General features: G+C 53.2%; 18 protein-coding genes and 1 tRNA gene. 8 read left to right on the forward strand and 11 right to left on the reverse strand.

Translation table 11 applies throughout. The features are described from left to right. Positions 1-120: 120 nt before the first annotated feature. Genes ACVV26_RS00290 through ACVV26_RS00310 form a run of 5 tightly spaced genes read right to left on the reverse strand, consistent with a single transcriptional unit; the run spans position 121 to position 3,830 of the window. Complete coding sequence (locus ACVV26_RS00290) at positions 121-2,454, reverse strand: primase-helicase zinc-binding domain-containing protein (RefSeq protein WP_474799471.1); 2,334 nt, start codon at positions 2,452-2,454, stop codon at positions 121-123. Between the two features lie 14 nt (positions 2,455-2,468). Then, complete coding sequence (locus ACVV26_RS00295) at positions 2,469-2,789, reverse strand: DUF5375 domain-containing protein (RefSeq protein ID WP_313048861.1); 321 nt, start codon at positions 2,787-2,789, stop codon at positions 2,469-2,471. After that, positions 2,786-3,016: a hypothetical protein gene (locus ACVV26_RS00300; RefSeq protein ID WP_312320018.1), complete on the reverse strand. Its 231-nt coding sequence runs from the start codon at positions 3,014-3,016 to the stop codon at positions 2,786-2,788. The genes ACVV26_RS00295 and ACVV26_RS00300 overlap by 4 nt, the downstream gene beginning before the upstream one ends. Next, the gene (locus ACVV26_RS00305) at positions 3,013-3,567 is read right to left on the reverse strand and encodes a host cell division inhibitor Icd-like protein (protein ID WP_474799472.1); all 555 of its coding nucleotides are present in this window, start codon (positions 3,565-3,567) and stop codon (positions 3,013-3,015) included. Before ACVV26_RS00305 ends, ACVV26_RS00300 begins: the two co-directional genes overlap by 4 nt. Next, positions 3,564-3,830, reverse strand: coding sequence for a helix-turn-helix transcriptional regulator (locus tag ACVV26_RS00310; RefSeq protein ID WP_313397213.1), 267 nt, complete (start codon positions 3,828-3,830; stop codon positions 3,564-3,566). The genes ACVV26_RS00305 and ACVV26_RS00310 overlap by 4 nt, the downstream gene beginning before the upstream one ends. Before the next feature lie 876 nt (positions 3,831-4,706). On the opposite strand from ACVV26_RS00310, the gene ACVV26_RS00315 reads away from it, so the two are divergent. From ACVV26_RS00315 to ACVV26_RS00330, 4 genes are all read left to right on the forward strand, one after another. Then, complete coding sequence (locus ACVV26_RS00315; RefSeq protein WP_474801990.1) at positions 4,707-5,456, forward strand: capsid protein; 750 nt, start codon at positions 4,707-4,709, stop codon at positions 5,454-5,456. Between the two features lie 3 nt (positions 5,457-5,459). Beyond that, a complete protein-coding gene (locus tag ACVV26_RS00320; RefSeq protein ID WP_002437740.1) occupies positions 5,460-5,696 on the forward strand; it encodes an ogr/Delta-like zinc finger family protein in 237 nt (78 codons plus the stop codon). A gap of 18 nt (positions 5,697-5,714) precedes the next feature. Next, on the forward strand, positions 5,715-6,290 hold the full coding sequence (locus ACVV26_RS00325; protein WP_474799474.1) for a phage polarity suppression protein: 576 nt from the start codon (positions 5,715-5,717) through the stop codon (positions 6,288-6,290). Between the two features lie 730 nt (positions 6,291-7,020). Further along, the gene (locus tag ACVV26_RS00330; protein WP_474799475.1) at positions 7,021-7,659 is read left to right on the forward strand and encodes a hypothetical protein; all 639 of its coding nucleotides are present in this window, start codon (positions 7,021-7,023) and stop codon (positions 7,657-7,659) included. A 72-nt stretch (positions 7,660-7,731) separates the two neighbouring features. Here the strand turns inward: ACVV26_RS00330 and ACVV26_RS00335 are convergent, their stop codons facing one another. From ACVV26_RS00335 to ACVV26_RS00345, 3 genes are all read right to left on the reverse strand, one after another. After that, the gene (locus ACVV26_RS00335) at positions 7,732-8,757 is read right to left on the reverse strand and encodes a ParA family protein (RefSeq protein WP_474799477.1); all 1,026 of its coding nucleotides are present in this window, start codon (positions 8,755-8,757) and stop codon (positions 7,732-7,734) included. Between the two features lie 22 nt (positions 8,758-8,779). Next, complete coding sequence (locus tag ACVV26_RS00340) at positions 8,780-9,946, reverse strand: tyrosine-type recombinase/integrase (protein WP_474799479.1); 1,167 nt, start codon at positions 9,944-9,946, stop codon at positions 8,780-8,782. Positions 9,947-10,107: 161 nt separating this feature from the next. Further along, positions 10,108-10,202: transfer RNA gene (locus tag ACVV26_RS00345), tRNA-Sec, on the reverse strand. 291 nt (positions 10,203-10,493) lie between these two features. Here ACVV26_RS00345 and ACVV26_RS00350 point away from each other — a divergent pair. The 4 genes from ACVV26_RS00350 to ACVV26_RS00365 all read left to right on the forward strand — a co-directional run bounded on the left by ACVV26_RS00350 (position 10,494) and on the right by ACVV26_RS00365 (position 15,119). Then, complete coding sequence (locus ACVV26_RS00350) at positions 10,494-11,897, forward strand: glycoside-pentoside-hexuronide family transporter (RefSeq protein WP_474799481.1); 1,404 nt, start codon at positions 10,494-10,496, stop codon at positions 11,895-11,897. 3 nt (positions 11,898-11,900) lie between these two features. Continuing rightward, on the forward strand, positions 11,901-14,225 hold the full coding sequence (gene yicI / locus ACVV26_RS00355) for an alpha-xylosidase (protein WP_474799482.1): 2,325 nt from the start codon (positions 11,901-11,903) through the stop codon (positions 14,223-14,225). A gap of 273 nt (positions 14,226-14,498) precedes the next feature. Further along, positions 14,499-14,741 carry a ribbon-helix-helix domain-containing protein gene (locus ACVV26_RS00360; protein WP_474799483.1) on the forward strand — a complete coding sequence of 81 codons (243 nt, stop codon included), beginning with the start codon at positions 14,499-14,501 and terminating at the stop codon, positions 14,739-14,741. Positions 14,742-14,744: 3 nt separating this feature from the next. Then, positions 14,745-15,119 carry a type II toxin-antitoxin system VapC family toxin gene (locus ACVV26_RS00365; protein ID WP_474799484.1) on the forward strand — a complete coding sequence of 125 codons (375 nt, stop codon included), beginning with the start codon at positions 14,745-14,747 and terminating at the stop codon, positions 15,117-15,119. A 43-nt stretch (positions 15,120-15,162) separates the two neighbouring features. Here the strand turns inward: ACVV26_RS00365 and fdhE are convergent, their stop codons facing one another. From fdhE to fdxH, 3 genes are read right to left on the reverse strand one after another with little or no spacing between them, the layout of a single operon-like run. Beyond that, positions 15,163-16,092, reverse strand: coding sequence for a formate dehydrogenase accessory protein FdhE (gene fdhE, locus ACVV26_RS00370; protein ID WP_312984133.1), 930 nt, complete (start codon positions 16,090-16,092; stop codon positions 15,163-15,165). Further along, positions 16,089-16,724: a formate dehydrogenase cytochrome b556 subunit gene (fdoI, locus tag ACVV26_RS00375; protein WP_002435439.1), complete on the reverse strand. Its 636-nt coding sequence runs from the start codon at positions 16,722-16,724 to the stop codon at positions 16,089-16,091. The genes fdhE and fdoI overlap by 4 nt, the downstream gene beginning before the upstream one ends. Next, a complete protein-coding gene (gene fdxH / locus ACVV26_RS00380) occupies positions 16,721-17,644 on the reverse strand; it encodes a formate dehydrogenase subunit beta (RefSeq protein ID WP_312984135.1) in 924 nt (307 codons plus the stop codon). The genes fdoI and fdxH overlap by 4 nt, the downstream gene beginning before the upstream one ends.

A 17,644-nucleotide genomic window follows, 5' to 3' on the forward strand; every position in this document is an offset into this window, starting at 1 on the left:
TTTATACCGTAATTTCATGGGGTTAAATGGTGAGCTGATGGTGAAGGGTGAACGGTAGATTATTCACCTTGTGGCAATGGTCAGAAAGAAAAAGACCGGCTGTTGCCGGTCTGAAGTGGGTTATGTCGCTGCGGGTTCGTCGCACTTCGGCAGCCAGTCGCCGTTGCTTTCATCCTTAAGGGTCAGGTTGGTCTGCGTGCCCTGTCTGGTGTGCCGCTTCTCATAATTCAGGCCGTATTCTTTGAGCATCATGGGCAGCCCCAGCCCGAACATTTTCAGGCTGAGCACGTTCCGGTAGCCGTTGGCCTCCATATAGACCAGATAGGCGTGATAGAGATAGTTACGGGGCTGGCGCGGGACGATATTGGCGTTACCCATAAACATCCCGTTCGTCTGCGGCAGCGCCTCCAGATAGCCACAAAAATCAAACGCCGGGTCGGCGTCGCGCTTGATGCTGAGTGCCTCGTCGGAATTCTGCTGCGACTGGAGCAGTGCGCGGGCGCTCATCGGGTCGCTGAACCGCTGCATAAGCTGACGCACAATAACGGCCAGCTCGTGCGCGATTTTGTCACAGAGTTGCGGGTCGCGCTCCTCCGGCGCAATCTGTTCCGGGAAGTGAATAATCACCCGCCGACGCGACACCCCGCCGCTGCGGTCAGTGAAACGCATCGGGTTATTGTTCACGGCCAGAATCACCGCCGGAATATGCGTCGAGTACGGGTTCTGGTATTTCGGGTCAACCGAGACTGCATCGCCGCCGGTGATGGCCTTAAGCCCGGCACCGTCACCGCTCCATTTCTCCTGGTCCGGCAGACGGATAAGCGAGAAACCCGTCAGGGCGGCACGCTTGCGGGGGTCTTCCAGCATATCAATATCTGCTGACGTGGCATTATCCTCACCGGCAAGCAGGGTCGCTATTTTCTCCAGTATACTTTTGCCGCTGCCACCCGGCCCGGTCACTTCAAGAAAGAGCTGCCAGTCGTAGCGGTTAGCCAGCACCATAAACAGCGCGGCGAGTATCACATCGCGTTTGTCAGCCCGGCCACCGGCGGCACGGTCAAGCCAGCGCCAGAAATGCGGTGCGTGGGTTTGCAGCGTTTCCCCTTCAACCGGTGGCGTAAAATCGACATCGCACAGGGTGCGCATCCAGTGTGATTTGTGGTGTGGGCTGAAAATGCCTGTGCCGGTATCCAGTACACCGTTACGAAAGCCAATCAGCCGCCGCGCCGGGGTGTTCTGCTGAGGAATAATCAGTTTCAGGGTTTCCACCACGGAGGCAATTTTCCCCGATGAAAACGGGGCGCGCAGACGCTGAAACAGCCCGGCCACATCGCGGGCAAATTCAGACGGAGGAATGATTTTCCATATACCTGCATCATAGCGGGACAGAAGCTGGCCGTTCGCATCCACCGCCAGCGCCTCGCCGTAGTGCTCATGCACCCGCATCGCCTTTTCACTGGCGCTCATGGCGGTAAATTCTGCCTCGCTCATGGTGTCGAACGGGCTCTGCGCCGCCGGGCGGATGGCGTCATAAATCGCCCGGCGCGTGGCCTCCTCGCCCTGCCGGACAAACGCATCATTCCAGTCACCAAACACCGGCGGCAGGGCGACAGTACCGTCACAGGCCTGTGCGGCCGCTGCCGCTTTTGTCTGGCCCACGCCGTTAAGGTCACGGTCGGCGGCAAGGATAATCTGACAGGTCGGGTACTTCTGACGGGCAAGGCTCGCCAGAGAAAGAAGGTTCACGGAGGACAGCGCCACCATCACGGTTTCACCGGTCAGGTGATGCACGGTGAGCGCGGTCGCATAGCCCTCCGCAATCCACAGACGTTTCCCGACCTGTTTTTTCCCTTCAAGGGTGTGACAGCACCCTTTCACCGCGCCGCCCTTCAGGGTGCGTTTAATGCCGTCTGCATTGATAAGCTGGAGATTTACCAGCACCCCGCTTTCATCATAAAGCGGCACGGCCACATCACCGGAGCAGTAGGTCACGCCGCCGGTTTTGTGCGTGACCGTCAGGGTCAGGCATTCATGCGCGGGAAAGCCCTTGCGGGTCAGGTAGGCGTTACCGGTGGCCGTGCGCGTTTTCGTCATGAGTTTTGCGGCAAGCGCGACGGCCGCTTTTCGGTCAGCCTCCGTTCCGGCTTCTGCGGCCGCAATCATTTCCGGGGCAACCGGCGGCAGGCTGCCGGTCAGGGCGCTGACCTTTCCGGCGGCTTCTGAGGGTGAGACGTCAAACACCTTCTCAACCAGTTTCAGGCCATCCCCCGCGCCGCACTGGTTACAGAACCACGTCCCGCGCCCCTCTTTATCATCGAAGCGAAAGCGGTCAGAGCCGCCACACACCGGACAGGCCTGATGACGGTTTTTAATCACCTTCACACCCAGCGCCGGGAGAATGCGCGGCCAGTGGCCGCATGCCTGTTTCAGGGTTTCCGTTACGTTCATTTTCATTGTGGTGGTCTCCCTCAGTGCAGTACCGGCGCGGTGATGTGGCGGGCGCATAATTCATCCATCACGGTCAGCCCGAGAAAGGACAATGACGGGGCGGCCTTAAGCGGCCCGGCTTCCATTAAATCTTCCAGCAGGGCACAGGCAATCAGGCGGCCCTTTTCCTCGCCGTGCTGGCGCAGGTAGAAGCCCTCCAGCTCGGCGGCAATGGCACTTTCCAGCGTGTCGAGGGTCAGGTGCGGATAACGCTGCTGACGCGCGCACAGGGTCAGCCAGGCACAGGCCACGGCACGGCGATAGAGCGCGGCGCGCAGTACGGGCGGTAATGGCTGTTTCATGCGCGTACCTCCTCAGTGAGCCAGCGCTGGTTACAGCGCTCGACCACATCGTCGAGGCGGGCGGTCATAAGATGAATGACCGAGGCGAGCTGTAAATGCTGTTCCGTGTCGTGACCGGTGGTGGTGTCCTGTAACTGTAACATTTCGCCGACGAACTGGCCGACGTTACGCAGATGCTCAAGGCTCACAAGGTCAGCGTGGGTGATGGTCAGGGTCAGCTCTTTCACGGGCGCACCTCCACAACCGGCAGGCGACCGGCAAATGACAGGACATAATCACGGACAAGGGCACGGCGGGCAGAGCGCTCGTCACCGGCAACGGTGCGCAGCATACGGACACGGGGTTTACGGTCAGCGCGACGGATGGCCGCAAAGACAAAGACGAACTGAGGGTATGACGGGGCGAGGATAGTAGCCATGACGGCAGACTCCAATAAGTAGCGGTTATTGCCACCACCGGAGTTCCTACACTCATGGGTGGTGACCCGGACGGGGGTAGGAATACCGGCCTTATTGGAAACCGGCCAGCCCGAAGGCTGCCCCGCCCGGACCACCATTATGCTTGCGAGACCATGATGTATGCAGAAACACCACAGCCCGAAAAATGGGTGTGCCAGAGCAACGACGTAAAAAAAGACGCAAGGCGCGTCTGTTGTCGCCAATAAGTAACTCGGGTTCCTACGCCCGGCTGCCGATTTTGCGACAGCGGGGAAACTGTACCAGGAAACCCACAACGGGCGCAAGCCAGAAAAAGGGGCTTTTTGCAGAGCGGTCATCATGCGTCATATCCCCGGTTACGGTCGGCGATACGGTCAGCCATCCATGCGGTGATTTCCGACTGTGCCCACGCCACGTTTTTCCCGCCGAGCGAGATTTGTTTCGGGAAAGCCTCGCGGCTGATGAGGTCGTAAATGGTGGAGCGTGACAGGCCGCACAGGTGCATCACTTCGGGCAGACGGATAAAACGTTCCTGAACGCTGTCAGAGACCGGCATAAGTGGCGCGGCAGGGGCAGAAGACGGGGAAGAAAAAACAGTGTGCATCGGGCTACCTCATAAAGTCCATACAGTGCCGGTCATGTCCGTCCGGCCTCGGGTAGCTCCCTATTATGTGTATATTTTTCTTCAGGTCATGTTTGTTTTTTAATGAAATAAACATTGACTACAGGCCGGTAAAAACAAAACAAAACCTGTAAAAACTAATCAAAACCGGCCATAACTGAATTGCATATACAAAGGAGCTTTAATTGCTAATTAATCTGAAAAATGCGGTGGTGTTATTAGTTATTCATCAGTCTTAAAGACATCACAAATTGCACCAGTTAAATAAAACTGCGCCGTGAAATGTGCGGGATATGAGAGAAAAGAAACTGTGAGCATCGGGCTACCTCGTAAAGTCCATACAGTGCCGGTCGTGTCCGTCCGGCCTCGGGTAGCTCTCTATTCTGTGAATATTTTGCCGCAGGGCAACAAGTCATTTTGTGGTAGCTGACCACACAACAGAGCGTTTTTTATACCGTGGCAAACGTTGGCCACTTTTTGGCAAATGTTGGCAAAGTAATGGCCCGTTCCTGATTACTTGTATTTATTAATTTAATGCTGATTAACCGGAAAAAAGTCTAAGAGTCAAACGTTCACCAAAACAGGCAAGGTGAACAGTGGTGAACAGACGGTGAACAGTCATACCCTCAACTGTTCATCCTTTAAATTACTGTATTACTTATTATTTTATTTCCGGTGAACAGAGTGAACAGTTATAAGTAAAAAAACAAACGGTAAGTAAGGTTTTCCTGCCACCTCTTTCTGGCGAGCCGGGTTTTCCTCTCTTTGTGCCAGACCTGCCACAACTGGAATGAATCGTCTTGTTGTCTGGGTCGCGGCAGAATTTATTCAGGTTGAACACACGGAGAACCTGAAATGATTAAGCCAGCAGAAATTATTGCCACCGCCATGAAGTCGATGGGCGAAAACCAGCAGAAGGAAAACGAACAGCGCGTGGCCGTTGCACTGGATGCATTCACGCAGGCCCGTGACGCGCATATGGCCAGCATGAAAAAGTTGTATGACATTGAGGCGGCCATTCGTCGCAGCGAGCAGGAGCGGCAGGCCGCACGGGATGAAAGTGCCGAGGCGGAGCAGAGCTGGCGCAGCCGGTTTCGCAGCCTGCGCGGCAACATCACCCCCGAAATGAAAGCCGAACACAGTCAGCGTATTGCCAGCCGCGAGCTGGCGGAGGAGTTCACCGCCCTGATTGCTGAACTGGAGGATGATAAATCCCGTGCGATGCTCGGCGCATGTGGCACGGCTGATAAATACACGGCCACCCACAACACAGCATTCACCACTTATGCAGACGGGGAATGGGCCTGTGCGCAGACCGGCATCGACACAGCGCTGGTACGTGCTTTTGTGCTGCGTGTCCGTTCGCTGGAGCTGCGGGGAGACACGGCGGCACACGCCACCGCTGCCCGTGAACTCGGGGAAAGCCTGATGAGAAGGACGGTCATGTATCAGTTTGACTTGGACCAGGAGCCGGTGCTGTCCGTTACCGGCATGCACCGCCCGGCGCTGACCGGTGTGGATATGAAGCTTTATAACAGCCCGGTCAGCCGTCTGAAACTCGCGCAGTCACTGGCCGCAAAAAAAGCCGGTAACGGGATGAAGGAGTAAATCATGATCCACTGCCCGTTCTGCAAACAGGCGGCACACGCCCGTACCAGCCGCTATCTGTCGGAAAGTGTGAAACACCGCTATTACCAGTGCACCAATCTGCTCTGTTCAGCAAGTTTCCGTTCGATGGAATCCATCGACAGTATTATCCGCCCGCCGTCAGAAGGGGGTGAGGCGGATGATTTTATTAAAGCTGAGTCCGGCAGGGCCAGAACGCAGCGACCATCCGCCACGCAGTAATCTGACAGGAAAATAACCGTGACCACATTAACCACACAACAGGCCTCTGAAGTCTGTCAGGCAGACAAAGCCGCCTGGCTGACGCTTAAAGCTGAACTGACGCAGGCAGAGCAGGCGCTCTATCAGTACCTGACCGGTGACACTGAAAACTGCCCGGTGAGACTTGCGGAGCTGCGCGAAATTATCGACGTGAAAAAATGGCAGATTAACCAGGCGGCCGGTCGCTATATCCGCTCGCATGAAGCATTACAGCGCGTCAGTATGCAGAACGGTCTTGACGGATTTATGCAGCAGCACGGCGCAACGCTTGCCGCCGTACTGGCCCCGGAATTAAAGGCGCTGAACGGCCAGCCGGAGCTGGTCAGACACCGTGCCCTCGACCGTGCCGCCGGTTATTTTCGCGAAGCCCTGAACAACTGGCTGAGCGACGAAAAAGAAGTTAGTTACTGTGCGCAGGATAATGACATTTTAACCGCCGCCGGACGCAGGCCCGATGCGGCTTCGCGGGTGGATAATCAGCAAAAATATACACCCGTTCAGCACCGGATTTATGCGCGCCGGTGTGCAGAAATGACCGCGCAACGCCCCGCCTGAAAATCCCCGAAAAACCTGCTGTTTTTCCTGAATTAAGCCATGCATCCACAGGGTGCATGGTTTTGCATGCGTTTATGTACCCTTTTGACCCCTTCCCGCGCCAGTAACGGCGCGGCCTGAGCCCGTAAATGCACCTGCATTAAAACCGATCCCTTAAGCGGGCAGGCGAGGCGGGGAAAGCACTGCGCGCCAGCGGTAACGTATTTATTTAATTATATTTAATTTAGCGGCCTGAGCTTTTCGCTGCGCCGCTCGGGTTCGTGGGAGTCTCGGTGGATGGTGCGGTGCCGTTCCAGGGCGAGGCGAGCCTCTGAGTCGGTCAGGAGAAGTGCAAGAAAAGGCCGCCCGGAGGATGAAGGAAATCAGTTATTTCGGTGTTGATGCTGTTGCCTCTTAAAGCATTCACCTCCTGCCCATGCATTCATCTGATGCATTCGGGCCTGTTGCATCTTGAGCCTCGCCATGCACCTACATGAAAACAGACCCACGAAGCGTGCAGGCGAGGCGGGGAAAGCATTGCGCGCTGACCTTACATCTAATAACTTTGGGTTACATTAAGCCATAGGGTCAATGAAAGATTTGCGAGACACAGATATGCTATGATTACTGCAATTGTGAGTTATTCAATCGGGATTAGCACCATTTTCTTATGTAATATAAAATCTTGGTAAATTCAATCTGAAAGTACGTGAAGGAAATAATTATAACTCTATTCTTAGGAGGGCGTATTGTGTTGATTCCTGATGATTTGGACGAAGATGTTTACCCAGATTGCTGCTGGAGCCATATAGGGCAAAAAGATTATTTAAAACCTACTACATACTTACAAGATGCAATTGATGATTTGAATTCAGGAAATGAACGCCGAAATCTGAATAATGCAGTGCGAAATGCAAAATCGGCATTACATATGAGAGTGGATATTCTTTGTCGAGCGTTTTGTGGTGGCGAATACTTCCAGAAGAATCTAAGGAACTTTCCAAAAAAGATGGATTTCCTAGAAGGAGTTGGAATAGTTAGACCTAGAGTAATAGATAAAATAAATAAAATAAGAAATGAAATTGAGCACGAGTATCGAGATGCAACTCTTGAGGAAGCAGAAGATTTCATAGACATAGTTTTATTGTTTATGGAAGCGACTAGATATCTAAATTCAAGATTTCCATGTGAAGCTGACTTCCATGGGTTAGCAGTTTCTGATGAGGTTTATTTAAGGAAGATAGTATGCAATTGGGAAGGTGGAGAATTACTCTTTTTCTATTCAAAGCAAGAGCCACACCGGCTTGATAACTTGCAAACCTACTCAATAAAAGTAGGTGATTATAGATACGCGCAGTGGGTAAAATTCATTCTAGATCATTGCGATTGATATACTATTTATCCTAATTCACTAAAATAAGCATTTTAGACCGAGCTGAACGTAGCCTCGGTCTAAGTATTATCAAATTGCCAACGTAGCAACTGAACGAGCTAACTCATTAAAATTATTGCTGAACTCGTTCCTGTTTTCTTTCATTGTATCCAGTATTACTCCATTTTGCTCGATTTGTGCATCTGAGAGGGAAAATACCGGGGTACTATGTTTTTGAGATTGAGCAATTAGTGAGTTAAAATCTGAAATATTCGCTAAATTAAAAGGCTCTTTTGACGGGCAGGCATTTTCAAAATCATAAGCCGAAATAGACATATTGATAGGATTTAAAGCTGGTATTAATGTATTAGTGACCTCATCTTTGATGATATCAATCCATCTTTGAAAAGATTTTACTGGTAAATTGTTTCTTGGACGATACTTCTGAGATATAAAGCCGATGAATTTCGGTGGTTCAATAGGGAATGGATATAATATTTTACTATCTCTAAAGCTATTTATCTCGCTGTTCCATCTAGGAAGGACTTTCGCGAGTGACTTTATTGCCTGAGCACAGAAGAAATCTGGTGATGTAGGAACTATAAAATAGTCACTGCACATTAAGAGACATTCATTTAATGCTCCAACGCTGGGGCTCATGTCAACAAGGACATAATCAAAATCATGTTTCCGTGCTGTCTCACGCAAAAAAGCTCCGATACTGCCGGGGATATTTCTAATTGCGGGAATAGCAGCGCTGGTTGTCAGCGCAACTCCAATCTGTGTTTCAATTTCTGATAAATAGATGCTACCACACAATAAACTTAAATTTGGATTTGTTGTGACTAATGGGTCGGATGGTATAACTTTTCCTAAAGAACCATCTACAACAGGTTTGATGCAACTATAAATATCACAGTTTGGATTGTTTTTATATATTTCATCAAAATCATCAGTGGTCGAATAACCCAAAGCTAAGGCCGTCAAATTACATTGTGGATCAGCATCAACTATTAAAACTTTATAGCCAAGATCAGCTAGCATCCACCCCATGTTAAAAGTCGTAGTTGTCTTACTAACGCCACCTTTATGATTAAATAAAGATATTATTTTCATTCGAAATCCTTAATGGAAATTATTACTTTAAAAGATAGTTGCTATACCACTGAAGCATTTCCCTTCTTCTTTCAAGGTACTGAGCATGGTTATATGTTCCTCGAATACTATTTTTATCCACATGTGCAAGTTGCATTTCAATCCATGCACTATCAAATCCTTGTTCATGTAGGATAGTCGACATTGTGTGTCTAAATCCGTGACCTGTCGCACGACCTTTGTAACCAAGAAGTTCAATGACTTGCGTCACACTTTCTTTCGAGATTGGCTTACTGCGGTTGTTTCTGCCGATAAAAATATAAGGGTAATGACCGGTAACAGGTTTGAGTTGCCTAAATAGGTCAATGACCTGGGTAGATAAAGGAACAATATGCGGCCTGCGCATTTTCATTCGTTCTGCGGGGATTTCCCAAATCCCTTTGTCCAAATCAACTTCTTCCCATGTGGCGAAGCGCATTTCTTGCGTTCGTACACCAGTAAGCATAACTATCTTCGTCGCATTTTTAGTGATGATGCTGCCGGTATACGCTTCAAGATCCCGAATAAAATGAGGCAATTCTTCGGCGGATAAAAAAGGATGATGTTTTTGCTTCGGTACGGCCAATGCGATAGCTAAATCAGGGGCAGGGTTATATTCAGCTCGGCCAGTTATGATCGCGTAGCGAAAAACCTCTCCGCACCGCTGGCGTACCTTACGTGTTTTCTCCAGTGCTCCACGTTTCTCTATTCGTCGCAGCACTTCAAGCAATTCTAAAGGTTTGATCTCACCTATAGGACGTTTGCCGATGAACGGGAAAACATCTTGCTCGAAGGTCTTAATGATTTCGTCGCGGTATGCCACTGTCCAGCGGTCGGCTTTGTTTGCATGCCATTCGCGGCTTATGGCTTCGAATGAGTTTTCTGTTGAAAGCTGCTGTGCCAGTTTTTGCGCCTTCCGTTCTTCAACCGGATCAATGCCATTAGCAACTTGCTTACGTGCGATCTCGCGCTTTTCACGAGCTTCAGCAAGGCTTATCAAGTCGTAGTTGCCAAATGACATTAACCGCGCTTTTCCAGCGAGGCGAAAACGGAACCGCCAGCCCTTCGAACCATCGGGATTGATAAGCAATGACAGGCCTTGCCCATCGTTCAAGGTGTAGGGTTTTTCCTGAGGTTTTGCTCGTCTGATTTGTATGTCTGTAAGTGCCATGTGTATAAGTCAAAATGTGTATAAAAAATCTATACACACCACTATACATATTTTTCACGGATTCAGGGAGAACTTACTGGACGGTTACGGATAAGTAATTGACAATTATTATTGAAAATAAAGGGTTTTTGAGACTTTCTCGGATGGGGGTGGAGCAATTTTGGCGGAAGATCACAGGAGTCGAACCTGCCCGGGATCGCTGGCGACCCCAACTGGATTTGAAGTCCAGCCGCCTCACCGGAGACGACGATCTTCCGAGCCTTCATTGCTACATGGAGGCCGGCGCATTATAGGCGCGTTTCAGGCGCTTACCAATACCCGCTGCGTTCTTTTTTCTCGCCTTACGCGTAAACAAAAATCATCTACCGTATGAATAAGAAAATTCTATCTGTCACAAAAACTAATTAATTTAAATATCAATGAGTTAATTCGATCACAGAAAACAATTAACATAAATAAATAACCAGAAAACACAATTCCACGCGTCGCTGTGCGGGGCTAAAACACCTTAAGCGAAATTTTACGCTGTGTGATAAGGATGGCCGCCATGAGCGATCAAGTGTTATCGGTTAAAGAGAAGATTGGCTACGGCATGGGAGATGCCGCCAGCCATATCGTGTTTGATAACGTCATGCTTTATATGATGTTTTTTTATACTGACATCTTCGGTATTCCAGCCGGGTTTGTCGGCACCATGTTCCTGCTGGCCCGCGCGCTGGATGCCATTTCCGACCCGGCGATGGGCCTGATTGCCGACCGCACCCGCAGCCGCTGGGGCAAATTTCGTCCGTGGGTGCTTTTCGGCGCGTTGCCTTTCGGCGTGGTGTGCGTGTTCGCCTACAGCTCGCCAGACCTGAGCATGAGTGGGAAAATGATTTACGCCGCCGTCACCTATACGCTGCTGACCCTGATGTATACGGTGGTTAATATCCCGTACTGCGCGCTGGGCGGTGTGATCACCAGCGACCCGGAGCAACGTATCTCTCTGCAATCCTGGCGCTTCGTGCTGGCGACCCTCGGCGGCATGCTCTCCACGGTCCTGATGATGCCGCTGGTAAAATTGATTGGCGGCGATGACAAGGCGTTCGGGTTCCAGGGTGGGATCGCCGTGCTGGCGGTAGTCGCCTTTCTGATGCTGGCGTTTTGCTTCTTTACCACCAAAGAGCGCGTCGAAGCGCCACCCAGCACCTCCACCATGCGTGAAGATTTGCGCGATATCCTGCAAAACGACCAGTGGCGTGTCGTCGGGCTGCTCACCCTCCTCAATATCCTGGCGGTGTGCGTGCGCGGCGGGGCGATGATGTATTACGTCACCTGGATTATGGGGGATGCGGGATTGTTCTCCTGGTTCCTCGGCATTTACTGCGTTGGTAACCTGATTGGCAGCGCCCTCGCCAAACCGCTCACCGACTGGAAATGCAAAGTCAGCGTGTTCTGGTGGACCAACGCCGCGCTGGCGATGTTAAGCGTCGCGATGTTCTTTGTGCCGCTGGAATCCACCGTCCTGATGTTCGTGTTTATCTTCGCCATCGGCGTACTGCACCAGCTCGTCACGCCGATCCAGTGGGTCATGATGTCCGATACCGTGGACTACGGCGAATGGCGCAACGGCAAACGCCTCACCGGCATCAGCTTTGCGGGTACGCTGTTTGTACTGAAACTGGGCCTGGCGCTGGGCGGCGCGCTGATCGGCTGGATGCTGGCAGGCGGCGGCTATGACGCCTCCGCACACACGCAAAATAGCGCCACCATCACCATTATCATTGCGCTGTTTACCCTCGTGCCGGGCATCTGTTACGTGCTGAGCGCCCTCATCGCCAAACGCTTCTACACCCTGAAAACGCCGCTATTACGCAACATCCTCAACGAGCTGGGGCAGAGCGCGCGCAGCCATCAGCGGGAATTTGAAAAGTCACCGGTCAGCAAAGACCTGAATCATTCAGAGGGATAACAGATGAAAATCAGCGATGGAAACTGGCTTATCCAGCCGGGCTTGACGTTAACGCATCCGCTTCAGGTGTTTGATGTTGAACAGCATGGCAACGAGATGGTGGTGTATGCCGCGCCGCGCGACGTGCGCGAGCGTACCTGGCAGCTCGACACGCCGTTATTCACCCTGCGCTTTTTCTCCCCGCAGCAGGGCATCATCGGCGTGCGTATTGAGCATTTTCAGGGCGCAGTCGACAACGGCCCGCATTACCCGCTTAACGTGATGGATAATGTGCAGGTTGAGATACGCAACACGCCGGAATTTGCTGAACTGAAAAGCGGCGATTTGAGCGTGCGGGTGACCAAAGGTGAAAACTGGGCGCTCGATTTCCTGCGTGATGGCGTGCGCATCACTGGCAGCCAGATGAAAAACAACGGTTACGTGCAGGACGGCATTGCCTCGCGCCAGTATATGTTCGAGCGGCTGGATCTCAGCGTGGGCGAAACCGTATACGGCCTGGGCGAGCGTTTTACCGCGCTGGTGCGCAACGGCCAGACGGTGGAGACCTGGAACCGCGACGGTGGCACCAGCACTGAGCAGGCGTACAAGAACATCCCGTTTTACCTGACCAATCGCGGCTACGGCGTGCTGGTGAATCATCCTGAGTGCGTGTCGTTTGAAATCGGTTCTGAGAAAGTCTCGAAAGTGCAGTTCAGCGTGGAAGGGGAGTATCTCGAATATTTTGTGATCGACGGACCGACGCCGAAAGCGGTGCTGGACCGCTATACCCGCCTGACGGGCCGCCCGGCGTTGCCGCCCGCGTGGTCGTTTGGTCTGTGGCTCACCACCTCGTTTACCACCAATTACGACGAAGCCACCGTGAACCGTTTTATCGACGGTATGGCCGAGCGCAGGCTGCCGCTGCACGTGTTCCACTTCGACTGCTTCTGGATGAAGGCGTTCCAGTGGTGCGATTTTGAATGGGACCCGGCGACGTTCCCGGATCCGTTGGGCATGTTGCAGCGCCTGAAAGCCCGCGGCCTGAAAATCTGCGTGTGGATCAACCCCTATATCGGCCAAAAATCGCCGCTGTTCCGCGAAGGAATGGAGAAAGGCTATCTGCTGAAGCGCCCGAACGGCGCGGTGTGGCAGTGGGATAAATGGCAGCCAGGCCTGGCGATTGTCGATTTCACCAACCCGGCGGCGAGCGCATGGTACGCCGATCATCTGAAGCGGCTGGTGAAGATGGGCGTGGACTGCTTCAAAACCGACTTCGGCGAACGCATCCCCACCGATGTGGTGTGGTATGACGGGTCCGACCCACAGAAAATGCATAACCATTACGCTTTCGTCTACAACGAGCTGGTGTGGGACGTGCTGAAAAAGACCCTCGGCGAAGAAGAGGCGGTGCTGTTTGCCCGCTCGGCGTCCGTGGGCGCGCAGCAGTTCCCGGTACACTGGGGCGGCGATTGCTATGCCAACTATGAATCCATGGCGGAGAGCCTGCGCGGCGGGTTATCCATTGGGCTGTCGGGTTTTGGATTCTGGAGCCATGATATCGGCGGCTTCGAGAACACCGCGCCCGCGCACGTTTACAAACGCTGGTGCGCTTTTGGGCTGCTTTCCAGCCACAGCCGCCTGCACGGCAGCAAATCCTGGCGGGTGCCGTGGGCGTATGATGACGAAGCCTGCGACGTGGTGCGCCACTTCACCGAGCTGAAATGCCGCTTAATGCCCTATCTGTACCGCCAGGCGGTCACGGCGAATGCCTGCGGTACGCCGATAATGCGCGCCATGATGCTCGAATTCCCGGACGATCCGGCCTGCGATTACCTCGACCGCCAGTATATGCTGGGCGATTCCTTGCTGGTGGCCCCTGTGTTCAGCGAGGCGGGAGAGGTGTCGTTCTGGCTACCGGAAGGCCGCTGGGCACATCTGTGGCATAACGACGAACAGTCAGGCAGCCGCTGGCTGAAACAGCGCCATGACTTCTCAAGCCTGCCGGTGTACGTGCGCGACAACACGCTGCTCGCCCTTGGAAATAATGACCAGAAGCCGGATTACGCATGGCATGATGGCACCGCATTCCAGCTGTTCAACCTTGATGATGGCAGGGAAGCGCAGTGCGACGTGCCGATGGCAAACGGTTCGGTGGCTTTTACGCTGTATGTTAAGCGCGAGGGCCATAAGCTGATGGTGCACGGTGAAGGCAATGCCACCAACTGGACGCTCTGCCTGCGCAATATTCACCAACTCAGAGAGGTTGCCAATGCCAGTTCGTGCCCGGGTGAGTTAGGCATTATTATTACTCCGATTAGCGGCGAACTGTCGTTTAGCGTCACGCTGTAAATCTTCTTCACCGCCGCCTTCGGGCGGCGTTCTGTTATCTTCGGTCTGCCACACGCCAGGCCAGCGCTGGCAGGTGGTCAGATAGGCATCATAGCCAGTCAAAAGCATCTCGCGAGTAATAACATCTGATTTACTAAAAAAAGCCTCTGGAAAGCATCTCGCAAAACATGATTTGTTACAGCGCGAAAGGTTAATTTCGGTTTTTAAAAGTGTCAGGCTTACACAGGGTAAGGTGATTGCTAACCAGGCAAAAATGATATACTGAGGTGATATATGCTAATGACATTCGAGGATGCTATGGGAAGAATACTTCTTGATCTGTCTGACGACGCTATCCGCCGACTCGATCATCTTAAACAGCGGCGCAATCTTCCACGCGCAGAATTATTACGTGAAGCCATAGAGCAATATCTTGATCGACAGACCCAGGATGTTATTCAGCGGGCTCAGGGACTGTGGGGGGAGGGCGTTGAAGATGGGCTTGAATATGAGCGCAAATTACGTGAGGAGTGGTAAAGCATGGAAGGGCTGGCTCTATTTGATACTAATATCTTAATTGATTTATTTTGCGGGCATGCCCAGGCGGGAAAGACGCTGGAACACTATCCGGTTAACCGTGCTATCAGCCTGATCACGTGGATGGAAGTGATGGTGGGGGCAAAAAAATACAACCAGGAATCCCCTACTCGTGAAGCGCTGGGTACCTTTACGGTTTTGCCGATTTCGCCAGAGGTTGCAGAACGTAGCGTGATGCTCCGCCAGCAGCACAACATGAAGTTGCCTGATGCGATTATTCTGGCAACAGCGCAGGTTAATGCTCGTCAGCTCATTACGCGGAACAGTAAAGACTTTAGCGGGCTGGACGGCGTGGTGATTCCCTATTTATTAAATTAATTCCCGCCCTCAACCGAAGACGGGAATTAACGCGACAGGGGAATTACTCCCCTTCGCCCGGGAACAGGAACGGGTTAATAGAGCTACGGGCAAAGCCCTCTTGCTCCATACGCGCATCCAGCACCAGCGAAGCCAGATCGTCCGCTACCGCATCAACTTTCGGGTCTTTTTCCTGATACAGGATCTTCAGGTAAGTGCCGCAGTCGCCGCAGCTTTCCGCTTTGATGGCTGCCTGTTCGCTATCGAGCGACCAGTAGTGCAAATCACGGGTTTGCTCGCAGTTACTGCATTTCACGCGCACCACATGCCACTCGGTTTCGCACAGGTTGCAGTGCAAATAGCGCAGGCCGTTGGTGGTGCCAATCTGCACGATGCTGGAAACCGGCATTGAGCCGCACACCGGGCAGAACTGGCGCTGCTCGCCGTATTCCGCGCGCGCTTTACCGGGGATCAGGCTCGCCATTTGCGCCCAGTAGAGCGACAGCGCCGCCCAGATAAACGGAGCTTTATCACTGCTGACGGTACTGAAATCGGCAGCAAACAGCGCGCTCGCCATCTCTTCCAGTTCCGGGCCGGAGGCCTTTTCCAGATTTTCGATGACGGCCAGCGCCGTGCCGCTCATTTCTGGCTTCAGCTCGGCAATCATGGAGTGCAGAAGCTTCTGCCAGTGGGCGTCGCGCGGCAGGACGTGGATATCCAGCGGCGGTTTACCCTGCGCGGCGGCCTCTTTGATGCGCGCCGTTAAATCAATCTCCAGCGGGTGGTCGTACAGCACCACTTCCTGGGCATGGGCGATCAGCGCGGCGAAGCGCAGATAGTCGCCCAGCGGGTTGCTTTCAGCCAGCTCGCGCAGACGCTCTGCGCGGCGGTTATAGAGGTTTTTCAGCCGGGGGAACAATAACGGCGGAATCATATCCGCCGTATGTTTTTCGCCCTTCTCCAGCTGATCTTGCGGGATGATGCGAATACTCATTCAGTCGATTTATCCTGTTTTTCGCGCACTTCGCGATACCAGCGCGGGTGATGTTTCTTCGCCCATGCGGAGGTGACCCAGCCTTCGACCATTGCGGTTATGGTGCCTTTCACCCACAGAGCGGCGTAAATATGCACCATAATAACCACAATCAGGGCGACCGCGGCAAACGAATGTACCATTAGCGCCACGCGGATCACCGGAATCGAGAAGACGGGTGCAAAATATGGGCGCCAGATGATGACGCCGCTCACCAACAGCAACACCAGGAAGATAATCGCCGCCCAGAAAACGCACTTCTGGCCGAAGTTATAACGCCCGGTGTCACCTACTTCGTCGTTAACGATGATCTTACGAATATTCTTCGCCCAAAAGATATCCTCACGATTGATTAGATTGTGGTGCCAATATCTAAAAAACATGATGATAAACGACGCAAACATCACCACCCCGACAAACGGGTGGACGATGCGCGCCAGCTGCGGCGTCCCCATGATGTGCATCAGCCAGTTGAAGGAGGGGAACAGGAACCCCAGCCCGCTCACCGCCGCCAGGATGAAGCAGAAGGCGGTGACCCAGTGGTTGATGCGCTCGGGCGCGGTGTAGCGCACGATGGTGTTACGTTTCCTCATTTGCGCCCCTCCTCTCGATCGTCACGAGTCTGGTCTTTCTCCTCGTGAAGATTGTCTTCTTCATCATCCGCCCGGTTCGGGCCGACGCCGACATAGTGGAACACGCTGGCGGCAAAGGTCGCGGCAAAGCCAATCGCGGCCAGCGGCTTCCAGACGCCTTTCCAGAATTTAACGGTGTCGCTGATTTCCGGGTTCTCCGGCAGCCCGTGATACAGATTCGGGTTGTCGGCGTGATGCAGTACATACATCACATGCGTCCCGCCCACGCCCGCCGGATCGTACAGGCCCGCTTTGTCGTAACCACGGGTTTGCAGTTCCGCCACGCGCTCGCTGGCCAGCTCTTTCATGTCCTCTTTCGAGCCGAAATGAATCGCCCCGGTCGGACAGGTTTTCACACACGCCGGTTCCTGGCCCACGGTGACGCGGTCTACGCACAGGGTGCATTTATAGACGCGGTTGTCTTCCGGGTTCAGGCGCGGCACGTCGAACGGGCAGCCGGCGATGCAGTAGCCGCAGCCGATGCACTGCTCTGACTGGAAATCGACGATGCCGTTAGCGTACTGAATGATTGCCCCTTCCGCCGGGCATGCCTTCAGGCAGCCCGGGTCGGCGCAGTGCATACAGCCGTCTTTGCGGATCAGCCATTCCAGTTTGTCGTTCTGCTCCACTTCCGAGAAGCGCATCACCGTCCAGGATTTCGCGGTGAGATCTGCCGGGTTGTCATACACCCCGACGTTATTTCCCACCACGTCACGCAGGTCATTCCACTCGGAACAGGCCACCTGACAGGCTTTACAGCCGATGCAGGTGGTCACGTCGATAAGTTTCGCCACCTCTTGCTGGTGTTCCCGCGCGTGGGGCGCGGGAGTGAAACCGTTAGTCGCGGAACGACGGATAATGTCTTGCGATTGATAAGCCAT

The organism is Atlantibacter sp. MEI4A-1023 (assembly GCF_056155425.1).

Bases quoted from the DNA above. Each gene is read 5' to 3' on its own strand.
- ACVV26_RS00290 (WP_474799471.1), bottom strand. From the start codon at position 2,454: ATGAAAATGAACGTAACGGAAACCCTGAAACAGGCATGCGGCCACTGG.
- ACVV26_RS00295 (WP_313048861.1), bottom strand. From the start codon at position 2,789: ATGAAACAGCCATTACCGCCCGTACTGCGCGCCGCGCTCTATCGCCGT.
- ACVV26_RS00305 (WP_474799472.1), bottom strand. From the start codon at position 3,567: ATGATGACCGCTCTGCAAAAAGCCCCTTTTTCTGGCTTGCGCCCGTTG.
- ACVV26_RS00310 (WP_313397213.1), bottom strand. From the start codon at position 3,830: ATGCACACTGTTTTTTCTTCCCCGTCTTCTGCCCCTGCCGCGCCACTT.
- ACVV26_RS00320 (WP_002437740.1), top strand. From the start codon at position 5,460: ATGATCCACTGCCCGTTCTGCAAACAGGCGGCACACGCCCGTACCAGC.
- ACVV26_RS00335 (WP_474799477.1), bottom strand. From the start codon at position 8,757: ATGAAAATAATATCTTTATTTAATCATAAAGGTGGCGTTAGTAAGACA.
- ACVV26_RS00340 (WP_474799479.1), bottom strand. From the start codon at position 9,946: ATGGCACTTACAGACATACAAATCAGACGAGCAAAACCTCAGGAAAAA.
- ACVV26_RS00350 (WP_474799481.1), top strand. From the start codon at position 10,494: ATGAGCGATCAAGTGTTATCGGTTAAAGAGAAGATTGGCTACGGCATG.
- yicI (WP_474799482.1), top strand. From the start codon at position 11,901: ATGAAAATCAGCGATGGAAACTGGCTTATCCAGCCGGGCTTGACGTTA.
- ACVV26_RS00360 (WP_474799483.1), top strand. From the start codon at position 14,499: ATGCTAATGACATTCGAGGATGCTATGGGAAGAATACTTCTTGATCTG.
- ACVV26_RS00365 (WP_474799484.1), top strand. From the start codon at position 14,745: ATGGAAGGGCTGGCTCTATTTGATACTAATATCTTAATTGATTTATTT.
- fdhE (WP_312984133.1), bottom strand. From the start codon at position 16,092: ATGAGTATTCGCATCATCCCGCAAGATCAGCTGGAGAAGGGCGAAAAA.
- fdoI (WP_002435439.1), bottom strand. From the start codon at position 16,724: ATGAGGAAACGTAACACCATCGTGCGCTACACCGCGCCCGAGCGCATC.
- fdxH (WP_312984135.1), bottom strand. From the start codon at position 17,644: ATGGCTTATCAATCGCAAGACATTATCCGTCGTTCCGCGACTAACGGT.